The following is a 12,801-nucleotide window of genomic DNA, read 5'->3' on the forward strand; positions in this document are numbered from 1 at the left end:
GACGACGGCCGCCGCGAGCCCTCCGGCTGCGACGACGAAACTCCAACGGCGCACGACGCCCTCCCTCAGGTCAGCGGGCACAACATATCGACGTGCGACGTTAAACAAGATTTTCAGTAAGGTCAACCGTCGAGGTGGGACCACCGGTCCAGCTGTCCCACAGCCGCCGGTAGTCGCCGCCGGCGGCGATCAGCTCGTCGTGCGTACCCGAGGCCACGACCCGGCCGGCGTCGAGCACCACGATCCGGTCGGCCCGCCGGGCCTGGGTGAGCCGGTGCGCGACGATCAGGGTGGTCCGACCGGCGGTCGCGGCGAACGCGGCCCGTTCCAGGTCCCGCGCGCCGGCGCTGCCCGCCTCCGCCGTCGCCTCGTCGAGGATCGCCACGTCCGGATCGGCCAGCACCAACCGGGCCAGAGCGAGCTGCTGTGCCTGGGCGGCGGTCGGCTGGTGACCGCCCTCCCCGACCACACTGTCGACGCCGTCGGGCAGCGCCCGGACCCAACCGAGCGCGCCCACCGTGGCCAGCGCGTCGGTGATCTCGTCGGTGGTGGCGTCGGCGCGGGCCAGCCGCAGATCCTCGGTCAGCGGACCGGCGAACACGTGCACGTCCTGACTGACCAGCGCGATCCGACCGGCGAGCCCCGGGTGACCGGCACGGTCCGCCCCGGCGACCGGCACCCCGCCGAGCCGGACCGTGCCCGCGGTCGGCTGGAGCAGCCCGGCGACCACGCCGGCCAGGGTGCTCTTGCCGGCGCCGCTCACCCCGACCAGCGCCACCCGTTGCCCCGGCTCGACACGCAGCGTCACGTCGCGCAGCACCAACGGGCCGTCGTCGTACCGGTGGCTGACGCCGTCGATCTCGAGCCCGGTGCCGGCTGGCACGACCGTCCCGGTCACGGCCGGTGCCGGGGGCAGATCGGCCACCCCCACCAGGCGCGCCAGGCTGGCCCCGGCCTGCTGGACCTGGTCGAACTCGGCGACCAGCGCGCCGAGAGGATTGAACAGCCGGTGAAAGTACAGCGCAGCGGCCGTGGTAGCCCCGACCGTCACCAGGTCCGCCCGCACCAGCAGGAAGCCGACCACCAGCACCGAGGTCAGCCCGACGCACTCGGCCCGGTTGAGCCGGGAGCCGAACCGGGTGAACATCCGCAGCACGGACACCGACAGGTCGCGCGACGCCGCCGAGCGCTGCTCGATCGCGGCGAGGTGTGCCGCCTCCAGCCGGTACGCGCGGACCGTCGCCGCGCCGCGCAGCGCGCCGATCATCGCCTGGGACCGTTCCCCGGTGACCACCCGTTCCCGCGCGTAGTACGGCCCCGAGCGGGGCAGGTACCAGCGCAACGCGAGCAGGTACATCGGCACCGCGGTCAACCCGGCCAGGCCGAGCCGCCAGTCCAGCGCGAACAGTCCGGCGACGGTGAGCCCGACGGTCAGCAGCGCGGACACCAGCACCGGCGCGGTGTCGGTGATGACCCGGGTCACCACCGACACGTCGTCACCGACCCGGGCCAGCAGGTCGCCGGTGCCGGTGCGGTCCAGCGTCCGTTCGGGCAGGTGCAGGGCCCGGTCGAGCACCCGTTCGCGCAGCCGGGCCAGCACGGTCTCCCCGGTCCGGGCGGCCAGCGCGGCGCCGAGACCGGTCAGTACGGCGCCGACGGTGGCCGCGAGCACGATCAGCACCACCGAACGGACCACCTGCCCGGTGTCGGCACCGGCCCGAATGTCGTCGACCATGACGCCGAGCACCCAGGGCGCGACCAGCCCACTGGCGCTGGCCGCCAGGACGGTCACCAGCGCGGATCCACTCAGCACGCCGGCGCGGCGCAGCTGCCCGCCGAGCACCACCCAGGTGCGCCCGCCGGTGGCGGTCGGCAGCCGGTCGCGGGCGGGGCCGGTCATCGCAGCACCGCCGCTCGGTAGGTCGGATCGGTCCGGACAAGGTCGTGGTGCGGCGCGGTGCCCACCACCCGGCCGGCGGCCAGGACGCAGACCCGGTCGGCCCGGCTGAGCAGCGCCGGGCTGCTGGTCACCACCAGGGTGGCCCGGGCCTCTGCCGTGACGGCCGGGCTCACCGTACGGCCGTGGCGGGCCGCTCGCAGACCGGCCGCCAGCCGTTCCTCGGTGGTCGCGTCGACCGCCGTCGTCGGGTCGTGCAGCACGAGGATCGGCGGGTCGGCGGCCAGCGCCCGGGCCAGCCCGATCCGCTGTCGCTGGCCGCCGGAGAGACTGGCGCCCCGGTCGGTGACCGGATGGTCGAGCCCGGCGGGATGCGCCGCGACGATGTCGTCCGCGCCGGCGGCGCCGATCGCCGCCGGTAGCGGGTCCGCTGCCGGGCCGGGCCGGACCAGCAGGTTGGAGCGCAGCGTACCGGCGAACAAGGCCGTGTCGTGCGGTTCGACCAGGAGGCGTTCACGCAGGCCGTCGAGGGTCAGCTCGGCGACCGGTACGCCGTCCACCGCCACCGTTCCCCGATGGTCGTCGGCGGCGACGGCACCGCGCAGCAGGTCGAGCAGCGCTTCGGCGTCGCGCGGCTCGTACGCCACCACTGCGAGCAGCTCACCCGCTGTCAGCCGCAGGTCGACGTCGCGCAGCGAGCGGTAGCTGACCGCGGTCAGTGTCAGGCGCACCGGCTGCGGCCGGGGCGCCGGACGCTGACCGGGCAGTACGGCGGGCGGTGCGGCGAGCACCCGGGCGACCCGCGCGGCCGAAGCCCGCACGGCGGCGGCGAGCTGACCGCAGAAGCCGAGGGCACGGACCGGCTCGGCGATGAACTGGGCCAGACCGACCACGGTGATGAACTCACCGACGCCGATCCGACCCTGGACCGCCATCACGCCGGCCGCACCGGCGACGCCGGCCAGGAGCAGCCCGCTGGCACCGGCGGTGATCCCCTGGTAGACGCCGGCCATGGTGGTCGCCCGCAGGGTCACCTGGAGGGTGTGCCGGCTCGACTCGCGGTAGCGCCGGGCCGCGTTGCGCTGCGCGCCGAACCCGCGCAGCGCGCGCAGCCCGTCGACCAGGTCGGTGGCGAGCGCGGTGGTCGCCCCGGCGGCGGCCTGCTGCGCGCCGGTACGCCGGGTGACCACCGGGGCGAGCGCCTGCAGGGCCAGCACCAGCGCCGGCACGCCGAGCAGGACACCGAGGCCGAGCGGCACGTCGATGGTGAGCAGGACCACGGACGAGACCGCCAGCGCCGCCACCGCGGCGACGGCGACAGTGGCGGCCCGGATGATCAACGCGGTCCGTTCGGCGTCGGCGGCGGCGATGGCGAGCAGCTCGCCGGAGCGCAGCCCGGTGCGGTGCCCGCGCGGGTCGAGTGCCCGCCCGGCGACCTCCACCCGGAGCCGGTGGGTTTCCCGGTGGATCGCGGTCTCGGTCAGCCGGGCACCGAACCGCCAGGCGAAGGTGAGGACGGTGAACAGGGCGGCCAGCCCGGCGACCGAAACCGCGAGCGCGGTCCAGTCGCCGGTCGCGACGGCCTGCTCGACGATCAGTCCGATGGCCAGCGGTACCGCCGCTTCGGCCGCCTGGTGCAGGCTGAGCAGTGCGACGCCGGCGGTGAGTCGGCCGCGGTGCCGGCGCAGGGTGCGCCGCAGCAGCCGGGCCGCGGTCAGCGGGGCGGGACGGGGTACGGGCACGGCAGGTCTCTCTCCGGCGGGGTCGGTGGCGGGTCCGGCTCACCGACCGGCTACCGGTGAGCAGAGGCTAACCTAAGCCGCGACCGGGCTCCATCATCGATCACCGGCACCGGACATGACGGTCGCCACGTTGGGGGTGACATCCGGTCCACCATGAGATAAGTTCTTCTCAGGTTGAGTTGTTCTTAGTTAGAGATTTTCTAGCAACGAGAAGGATCGCGATGTCGGAGGCCGAGTTCCTCGCCAGCTACGACCCTCGGGCGTTCCCGCCGGTCGCCGTCACCGTCGACGTGGTGGCACTGACCATCCGCGACGCGCGGCTGCACGTGCTGCTCGTGCGGCGGGGCGCGCCGCCACACGAAGGGGCCTGGGCGCTACCCGGCGGCTTCGTCCAGCCCAATGAGGACCTGCCCACCGCCGCCGCCCGGGAGCTCGCCGAGGAGACCGGGCTGGACACCCGGCCCGGCCGGGCCGCCGCGATGGACCGGGTGCACCTGGAGCAGCTGGCCAGCTACGGCGCACCCGAGCGGGACCCGCGGATGCGGATCGTCTCCGTGGCGTACCTCGCCTTCGCGCCAGAGCTGCCCGACCCGGCGGCCGGCAGCGACGCCGCCGCCGCGGCCTGGGTGCCGGTGGACGCGCTCGGCCTACCCGAGCAGGCCGACCCGGACCGGCCGGTACGGCAACTGCCCGGCACCAGCCGGCGGCTCGCGTTCGACCACGCCCGGATCGTCGTCGACGGTCTGGACCGGGCCCGCGCCAAGCTCGAGTACACCCCGCTGGCCACCCGGTTCGTCGGCGACGAGTTCACCATCAGCGAGCTGCGCGGCGTCTACCAGACCGTCTGGGGCGTCGAACTGCACGCCGGCAACTTCCACCGCAAGGTGCTGTCCGTACCCGGCTTCCTGGAAAGCGTCGGCGCCACCACCGAACGCGGCGGCCCGCGCGGCGGACCCCGGTCGCGCATCTACCGGGCCGGCGACGCCCGGCTGCTGCACCCGGCGCTGCTGCGCCCCGCCCGGGAGGAGGAGGTCAGGTGACCGTGACCGAGGCGATCGAACTCGTCCTGACCGCGCACCACCCGGCCGAGGTGTTCGGCACCGACCAGACGACCCGGCGCTACCACCAACTGGCCCGGCTGCTGCACCCGGACACCGCCGCGACGGCCGCACCCGACCGGCGCGCCACCGCCGCGTTCATGCAGCTGACCGAGCTGTGGCGGCGACACCTCGCCGACGGCCGGGACACCGTCACCATCGACACCGGACGGCACCGGTACGTCGTGGACCGAACCGCCCGCTACACCGGCGACCTCGCCGACCTGTACCGGCACGGCGACGACCAGTTGGTGAAGGTGCCCCGGGACCCGGCCAACAACGACCTGATCGCCCGGGAGGCGACCGCGCTGACCCGGCTCGCCGAGCGGGGCGACCCCCGCTACCTGCCGTACGTGCCCCGGGTGGTGGACGAGTTCCGGCACCGGGACACCGGCACCGGCGCCGTCCGGCAGGTCACCGTGCTGGGCACCGCCGCCGGGCTGCGCAGCCTCGCCGAGGTCCGCCGGGCGTACCCGGACGGGGTTGACGCCCGCGACGCGGCCTGGATGTGGCGGCGGCTGCTGGTCGCGCTCGGCTTCGCCCACCGCGCCGGGCTGGTCCACGGCGCCGTGCTGCCCGACCACGTCCTCATCGAGCCCGACCAGCACGGCGTGGTGCTGGTCGACTGGTGCTACGCCAGCATCGACGCCGCGCCGGTGCCGGCGCTGGTCCCGGCGTACGCCGACTGGTACCCCGACGAGATCCGCCGACGCCGCAGTCCCGGCCCCGGCACCGACCTCACGATGGCCGCCCGCTGCCTCGACTGGCTGACCGGCGGTCAGGCGCCGAAGCCGATGCGCCGGTTCACCGACGGCTGTCAACTGGCGTCGCTGCGGCACCGGCCCGACGACGCGTGGCGGCTGCTCGCCGAATTCGACGACCTGCTCGAACGGCTCTGGGGCCGCCGCCGGTTCCGGCCGTTCACCATCCCCGACCCCAACCAATGACCCGCCGACCGAACCAACGAGCCGGCAACTGAGCTGGCGACCCACCCCGACTGAGAAGGAGCCCCGACATGGGCAGTGGAGCCTGGTCGACCGACGTCTACCGCGCAGCCAGCGCCTACCGCAAGGCCACCGGCGCCAGCGCGTTCGCCTACAGCGACGGCGGCGCCCGCACCGTCCACCCGACCCTCGACCCGCGCGGCGTCGCCGCCCGGGAAAGCCGCGACTCGACCGAGCACCCGCAGTCGCTGGCCGTCGCCGTCCTGTTCGACGTCACCGGATCGATGGGCGGCGTGCCCCGGACGCTGCAGCAGAAGCTGCCGCAACTGCTCGGCCTGCTGCTGCGCAAGGGCTACGTCACCGACCCGCAGATCCTGTTCGGTGCGATCGGCGACGCGACCTGCGACCGGGTGCCGCTGCAGATCGGCCAGTTCGAGTCGGACAACCGGATGGACGACCACCTGGGCAACATCGTGCTCGAAGGCGGTGGCGGCGGGCAGATGATGGAGTCGTACGAGCTCGCCATGTACTTCATGGCCCGGCACACCTCGATCGACTGCCACGAGCAGCGCGGCAAGCGCGGCTACCTGTTCGTCATCGGCGACGAGATGGCGTACCCCAAGGTCAAGGCCCGCGAGGTCCGGAAATTCATCGGGGACGACCTCGACGAGGACGTCCCGCTGCGCGCCGTCGTCGACGAGGTCCGTCGCCGGTGGGACACCTACTACCTGATGCCGGCCGGCAGCCACTACGCCGGCAACCGCCGCATCCTCGACTTCTGGCGGGACCTGCTCGGGCAGAACGCCGTCGAACTCGACGACCTGGACGCGGTCTGCGAGACCATCGCCACCACCGTGGCGCTCGGCGAAGAGGCCTGCGACCTCGACACCGCCCTGGCCGACCTGCGCGACGTCGGTGCCGGCGACGCCGCCACCACCGTGTCGCGGGCGCTCGCCCGCATCGGCACCGGCCGCACCCCCGCGGTACGCGGCACCCTGCCGGCCGCCTCGGGCCACGCCGACCAGGTGACCCGGCTGTGAACCGGGTGGCCAGCAGCATGACCGGGGACGGAACCGACCGGCACATCGCCGTGGTCGACCTCGGCTACGGCGACGCCGGCAAGGGCACCGTCGTCGACTGGCTGTGCGCGAGCAGGCCGGTTGACGCGGTCATCCGGTTCAACGGGGGCGGGCAGGCGGCACACAACGTCGTCCTGCCCGACGGCCGGGCCCACACCTTCGCCCAGTTCGGCGCCGGCACCTTCCACGGCGTACCGACGCACCTGTCCCGGTTCGTGGTCGTCGACCCGCTGGCGTTGGCCGGCGAGGCGACGCACCTGGCCGGGATCGGGGTGCCCGACGCACTGGACCAGGTGACCGTCGACCGGGAGGCGCTGCTGGCCACCCCGTACCACCGGGCCGCGAACCAGGCCCGGGAGATCGCCCGTGGGGCCGACCGGCACGGCTCCTGCGGGATGGGGGTGGGCGAGAGCGTACGACATGCTCTCGCCCACCCCGACACCGCGCCCCGGGTCGGCGACTGCCTCGACGAAGGCCTGCTGCGGCACCGACTGAGGCTGCTGCATGACCGGCTCACCGCCGAACTGGGGCCGCTGGACGCCCCACCGGTGGCGGACACCGTCACCGCGTTCACCGCGTTCGCGCGGCGGGTGTCGATCGTCGACCGGTCATGGACGGCCCGACTACTGCGCGCCGGAACCGTCGTCTTCGAAGGCGCCCAGGGGGTGCTGCTCGACGAGTGGCACGGCTTCCACCCGTACACCACGTGGAGCACCACGACGTACGGCAACGTCGACACGCTGCTGGCCGAGGCGGGCATGCCCGGTACGGCGACCCGGCTCGGGGTGCTGCGGGTGGTCACCCCCCGGCACGGGCCTGGCCCGCTGGTCACCGAGGACCCGACGCTGCGGCCGCCGGAACGGCACAACGGCACCAACGCCTGGCAGGGCCGGTTCCGGTTCGGCCACTTCGACGCCGTGGCCCACCGGTACGCCCTCGACGTCACCGGCGGCGTCGACGCCCTCGCGTTGACCCATCTGGACCTGGTCGGCCGACACCGGCTACGGCTGTGCGACCGGTACGACTGGACCGACCGGTTGCCGACCGGGCCGCCCGGTGACCTGGACCGGCAGGCGGCGCTGACCGCGAAGCTGCTCGCCAGCCAGCCGAGCTACGCCGCCGACCCGGAGCCGGACCCGGCAGCATGGATGGCGGCGGTCGAGACGGCGCTCGGCGTACCGGTGCGGTTGACCTCGCACGGCCCGGCGGCCGCCGACAAGGTCGCTCGGCTCACTGCGGCGGCAGGAAGGTGACCTCGGTAGGCCCGCCGCCGGTGATCACTACCGGCGTCGCGCTGTCGAAGTCGGTGCCGCCATGCCAGCTGGTGGTGCCGCCACACAGACACTGAATCTTGACCTGCTGCCCCAGCACGACCCGGATCCGCACCTTGGAGCCGGAGCCGAGTGATCCGACGCCCACCGACTCACCGGTGGTCACGTTGCGCAGCACCACCCGGTTGTCCGAGCCCGTCGGCGGGTCAGTGAAATTGACGATGGCGGATACCCCACGCTTGACAGTGAAGTCGATAGGCGAACCACCCGGTACTGCGGCCTGGATCAGATCAGCCCGCAGTCGGTTGCCACCACCCCCGCTCCACTGGTCCGCTTGGCCGGGGATCCGGAACAGCAGCGGCCACTCGTACGGGCCGAGCCAGTTGATATTGAAGCTGCCGTCGTAGTAGATCGGACTGGATATAGGCGGAAGCCGATACTCGGGCTCCGGAGCGGAGATCCCGACGGTGCCACGCTGCCCCGGAGGCGGGACCGGATCCGGCGCCGGGAGCTTCCCCCTGATCGATACACTTCGGTCAATGAAGATCGTCGGCGCCGTCTTGGTCTCACCCGGCACCGACACGGTAATCTGCCGAGCCGACTGTTGCGTTCCGGTGCCGCCGGACGGCCCCACCCACTGCGACCCGTACCCGGTGTAGCCAGGCGCACGCGCAAAAAGGTTGTACGAGCCCGGCACCGACACCTGTACCCTGACCCGCCCCAGCCCGGTCGACGAACTGCAGAGCTCCTGCAAGTTGAAGGTGCCGCGCGCGGGAACGGCGAAGATGCAAACGCCCTTCATCGGCAGTCCGGTGTCGCGGGCGTACACCCAGGTCTTGATGTACGCATCGGTGGACTGCGCCGCGGCGGCACGCGCCGGTGGCCCGCCGACAATGGTGACGACGAGGACGGCGATCACGACCGCCACACCTGCCATCCGGAACCAGGCTGTCACCTGACCCTGCCGGCCGTGCACCTGACCTGACGATCTCCTACTGCTGCCTGCCATGTCGACTCTCCCCTACCGCATGTCGATGTTGATGCCGGCGTAGTAGGCGGCAACGACTGGCGTGGCGTCGGCGAAGTCGGTACCGCCATACCAGCGTGTCCCGTCAGGGCACTGACACTCGATCTTGACCTGCTGCCCACCGATGATGGTCGCTCCGGCCGAGTTGTGCGACTCATCGAACTCGCCGACCCCCATCACGTCCCTGGTGGCACTGTTGTAGAAGACCACCCGCCCCGGCGGGCCGATCGACAAACTGCGCACCTGGACTCGAATACCCGCTCCCCTGAACCGCAACGTGCGGAACGTGTACCGGTCGGCCGAGCCGTCAACGACCGCCGGAACCACCTCGGCGATCAACCGGTTGCCGACCCGCCCGCTCCACTGTGCCGGACCGTCCTGCGGCCGGAACAGCACCGGCCACTCGTACGGGCCGACCCAGTCGATTTCGAAGGTACCGTCGACGTTCACCGGCACGGACCGTTGCTCCCGGTGCACGTCCAGCTGGATCGGCGCGACGGAGACCAGCCCGGAGGGGTCCCCCGCCCAGTGGTCCACCCGACCGCTGATCGTGGCGCGGGGATCCAGCAGGATCTGACTCACCCGCTTGGTCTCACCGGTGGTGAGAGTGACCCGCCGGGCATCCTGCTGGCGACCGGTGCCGCCGTCCAGGCCCACCCACTGGGCACCGTACGGGCTGTCCAGCTTCGGCAGGGCGAACAGGTTGTACTGACCAGGCCCCGGCACCTCCACCGTCACCCGGCCACCACCACCGCTACGGGACGGGCACGTATTCGGCAGGCTGAACGTCAGCACCGGCATGGCCAGCACACAGACGCCCTTGACCGGCTCCCCGGTGGCCCGGTCGAACACCCGAGTGGTGATGGCAGCGCCAACGTCGCTCTCCGAGGCTGGCACCGCCGCCGCGCCGCTGGTCATCACCACTGCCAGCGCTGCCCCGGCCGCAGCCGACAACAGCCACCGAGGGTGGCCGGAGCGGACGCCCGACTGGGCGTCCGGAAACCACTGCCTACTGCTCGTCACTGCCCGCCTGCCGATCCTTCCTGGACGTGGAGTAATCAAATGCCTACCACGCGCATGGATGATCGTCGGGGACGCTGGGGCCCGGACAGCCGGCGTGTCGACGAGTGTCCGTCATCCAGGTGTCGCCGACCGGTGCGTGGGTAGGTCCGGAGAGGTCCGGCCTCCGCTCGAACACGACCCAGGGAAACTCACCGTGCCGACCACCTTCCGTCTGCGCCAACAGCCCACCCCCGCTCCGTCCGGCCGTGGCCAGCTCCGCTGGTACGGGCCCGGCCTGCTGTGGATGGTGTCGTCGGTAGGTTCCGGCTCGGTGCTGTTCACCCCCCGGGTCGGCGCGCGGTACGGCTACGAACTGCTGTGGCTGGCGCTGGTCGTGACCGCGCTCATGTGGATCATGGTCCGGGAGGCCGGCCGGTACAGCGTGGCCACCGGCCGTACCCTGCTCGACGGCTTCCGCGACGTACCGGGACCGGCCAACTGGGCGATCTGGGTGATCTTCGTACCGCAGGTCGTCGCCGGGGTGGTCACCATCGCCGGCATCGCCGCCCTGGTCGGCAGCGCGCTCATGGTGGCGCTGCCCGGCGGACAGGCGGTCTACGCCAGCGTCGTCATCCTCGGCTCCGGGACGCTGGTGCTGGCCGGCCGTTACCAGGGCGTGGAGCGGATCACCGCGATGATGGCGCTGGTGCTGGTGGGCGCGGCCATCACCGCAGCGGCCAGCACGATCAGCGGCGACATCACGACAGGCCTGGTACCGGGCGTACCGGACGACCTCGACCTGTACTTCGTGCTGCCCTGGGTCGGATTCATCCTCGCCGGTGCCGTCGGCATCATGTGGTTCTCCTACTGGGTGTCGGCACGTGGCTTCGGCGGGCCGACCGGCCCGTCCTCGTCGACGGATCAGACCGACGACGGGGCCCGTGACGACGTGCCTTCGGGCGGGCAGATCGGCCACGACGAGCGGATCGAGCGGGTACGCGCCTGGACTCGGACGATGAGCCGGACCGCCGCACTCGGCGTCGCCGGCGGTGGACTGGTCATCGTCTCCTTCCTGGTGCTCGGCGCCGAACTACTCGCCCCGCAGGGGCGGGTACCCGACGGCGTCGACGTCGCCCGCGACCTGACCGCGCTGCTCGGCGACCTGTGGGGCACCTTCGGTGAGGTACTGCTGCTCACCTGTGTGGTGGTCGCGCTCTGGGGCACCATCTTCGCCAACCAGGACGGCTGGGCGCGCACCTACGCCGACGCCACCCGACTGATCACCGCCGGCCGGTCCGACGACGAGCCGGCTGATGACGGGGAACAGGCTGGCAGGCTGGCCCGGCTGATCCGCCGCCCACGGGCGGTCTACCTGACGTATGTCGCGGTCGCCATGACCCTCGCCCCGCTGGTGCTGTTCCTGCTGGTCCGCAACCCGGTCGAGATCCTGTCGGTCGGCGGGATCATCGCCGCCGCGCACACCCCGGTCGTGGTCGGCCTCACCCTGTACGTCAACCGCCGGCTCCCCGTACAGGTACGGCCCTCGCGGACCAGCCAGGCGGCGCTCGGCACCGCCGGGCTGTTCTTCGGCGCCTTCGCCGTCGTCTACCTGCTGAGCCTGCTTGGAGTCCGAATCGGATAACCCGAGCCCGGTCCACGGGCGATCTCGTCGGCCGGCACCCGGAGCCAGTCGCCCGGCACCGGCTCACAAGATCAGGTTCAACCAGTCCCGGTGACGAACCCGTACCGAGGTGGCCGTCGCGAAGTCCGAACCGCCGTACCAGCGGTCGCCACCCGTACAGCGACACTGGATCTTGACGTGCTGTCCACCGCTGACCCGCAGATACCCCCAGGTCGCGTCGTCGCCGATCGCCACGGACCCGACATGCTCGCCGGAACCGGAGTTGTACAGGATTAGCTGCCGGCCGACGCTCGTCGGCTCGTCGAGGATGTGAACGGTCAACTCGCCGCCGTGCCGCAGCCGGTAGGTTGCCGGCTCCGGGGTGCCGACGACCGCCGGGACGAGGTCTGCCTGGGCACGACCGGCGACACCACCGCTCCACTGCACGGCGAGGTTGTCGCCCCGGAACACCAACGGCCAGTGGTACGGGCCGACCCAGTCGATGGTGAACGCACCGTCGTCGTCGATCGGCGTTTCACGCGCGCCGTGGTAGGCACCGGGCGGCGGGGCGGCGACACCGACCACACCGCCGACGATCTCCCCTTTCCTGGGCACCATGTACCCGGTGATGGTGGCCCGCAGGTCGAGCAGGACCGCCGGCACAGACTTGATCTCGCCGGCCGCCACGGTGATCCGACGGGACTCGGACTGGACACCGGTTCCGCCGTCCGGTCCAACCCACTGCGCACCGTACGGGCTCCCCGGGGCCGGCAACGCGAAAAGGTGGTAGGAACCGGGCCCCGGCACATCGATCGACACCCGACCGGTACGGCCGCTGTTCGGCCGGCACTGCGCCGGGATGCTGAACACCCGGACCGGAGTCGCGAACACGCAGACGCCAGCCACCCGGGCACCAGTGTTGCGGTCGCGCACCCACGTATCGATCCTGGCAGTGTCCGCACTGGCGATCTCCGCACTGGCGGTCTCCGCCGTCCGCGGCCGGTCGCCACGATCGGCGTACGCCGCGGAAGCAGAGACAACGGTGGCGGAGGCAGCTACCAGCGCCATAACCGTCACGGATCCGAACCCGGCCACTCTCATGGTCACCTCTTGAACTCGAC

Annotated in this window: 10 protein-coding genes; 5 read left to right on the top strand and 5 right to left on the bottom strand. The window is 72.3% G+C overall.

All coding sequences use genetic code 11. The annotated features are described in order from the left end of the window. Nucleotides 1–100 precede the first annotated feature (100 nt). Nucleotides 101–1,900, bottom strand: a complete 1,800-nt coding sequence (locus tag O7629_RS12440) for an ABC transporter ATP-binding protein (protein WP_278169333.1) — start codon at nt 1,898–1,900, stop codon at nt 101–103. Continuing rightward, entirely contained in the window at nt 1,897–3,639 is a 1,743-nt protein-coding gene (locus tag O7629_RS12445; RefSeq protein WP_278169334.1) for an ABC transporter ATP-binding protein, read from the bottom strand. The genes O7629_RS12440 and O7629_RS12445 overlap by 4 nt, the downstream gene beginning before the upstream one ends. Nucleotides 3,640–3,860: 221 nt before the next feature. On the opposite strand from O7629_RS12445, the gene O7629_RS12450 reads away from it, so the two are divergent. From O7629_RS12450 to O7629_RS12465, 4 genes are all read left to right on the top strand, one after another. Beyond that, nucleotides 3,861–4,679, top strand: a complete 819-nt coding sequence (locus O7629_RS12450; RefSeq protein WP_278169335.1) for an NUDIX hydrolase — start codon at nt 3,861–3,863, stop codon at nt 4,677–4,679. Beyond that, nucleotides 4,676–5,683: a serine/threonine protein kinase gene (locus tag O7629_RS12455; RefSeq protein WP_278169336.1), complete on the top strand. Its 1,008-nt coding sequence runs from the start codon at nt 4,676–4,678 to the stop codon at nt 5,681–5,683. The genes O7629_RS12450 and O7629_RS12455 overlap by 4 nt, the downstream gene beginning before the upstream one ends. A gap of 68 nt (nt 5,684–5,751) precedes the next feature. Next, on the top strand, nt 5,752–6,720 hold the full coding sequence (locus tag O7629_RS12460; RefSeq protein ID WP_278169337.1) for a hypothetical protein: 969 nt from the start codon (nt 5,752–5,754) through the stop codon (nt 6,718–6,720). Between the two features lie 17 nt (nt 6,721–6,737). Next, nucleotides 6,738–8,012, top strand: a complete 1,275-nt coding sequence (locus O7629_RS12465; RefSeq protein ID WP_278169338.1) for an adenylosuccinate synthetase — start codon at nt 6,738–6,740, stop codon at nt 8,010–8,012. On the opposite strand, the gene O7629_RS12470 is transcribed toward O7629_RS12465, so the two are convergent. After that, on the bottom strand, nt 7,990–8,958 hold the full coding sequence (locus tag O7629_RS12470) for a hypothetical protein (protein WP_278169339.1): 969 nt from the start codon (nt 8,956–8,958) through the stop codon (nt 7,990–7,992). The two genes, O7629_RS12465 and O7629_RS12470, sit on opposite strands and share 23 nt — an antisense overlap. Before the next feature lie 93 nt (nt 8,959–9,051). Beyond that, nucleotides 9,052–10,080: a hypothetical protein gene (locus O7629_RS12475; protein WP_278169340.1), complete on the bottom strand. Its 1,029-nt coding sequence runs from the start codon at nt 10,078–10,080 to the stop codon at nt 9,052–9,054. A gap of 193 nt (nt 10,081–10,273) precedes the next feature. Between O7629_RS12475 and O7629_RS12480 the strand changes: the two genes are divergently transcribed. Beyond that, nucleotides 10,274–11,701: an Nramp family divalent metal transporter gene (locus tag O7629_RS12480; RefSeq protein ID WP_278169341.1), complete on the top strand. Its 1,428-nt coding sequence runs from the start codon at nt 10,274–10,276 to the stop codon at nt 11,699–11,701. Between the two features lie 63 nt (nt 11,702–11,764). Here the strand turns inward: O7629_RS12480 and O7629_RS12485 are convergent, their stop codons facing one another. After that, nucleotides 11,765–12,613 carry a hypothetical protein gene (locus O7629_RS12485; protein WP_278169342.1) on the bottom strand — a complete coding sequence of 283 codons (849 nt, stop codon included), beginning with the start codon at nt 12,611–12,613 and terminating at the stop codon, nt 11,765–11,767. Between the last annotated feature and the right edge of the window lie 188 nt (nt 12,614–12,801).

The sequence above is a fragment of the Solwaraspora sp. WMMD792 genome, assembly GCF_029626105.1.
GTDB lineage: Bacteria > Actinomycetota > Actinomycetes > Mycobacteriales > Micromonosporaceae > Micromonospora_E.

Excerpts from the sequence above, each read along its gene's own strand:
- O7629_RS12440 (WP_278169333.1), bottom strand. The coding sequence starts at position 1,900 with ATGACCGGCCCCGCCCGCGACCGGCTGCCGACCGCCACCGGCGGGCGC.
- O7629_RS12450 (WP_278169335.1), top strand. The coding sequence starts at position 3,861 with ATGTCGGAGGCCGAGTTCCTCGCCAGCTACGACCCTCGGGCGTTCCCG.
- O7629_RS12465 (WP_278169338.1), top strand. The coding sequence starts at position 6,738 with ATGACCGGGGACGGAACCGACCGGCACATCGCCGTGGTCGACCTCGGC.
- O7629_RS12460 (WP_278169337.1), top strand. The coding sequence starts at position 5,752 with ATGGGCAGTGGAGCCTGGTCGACCGACGTCTACCGCGCAGCCAGCGCC.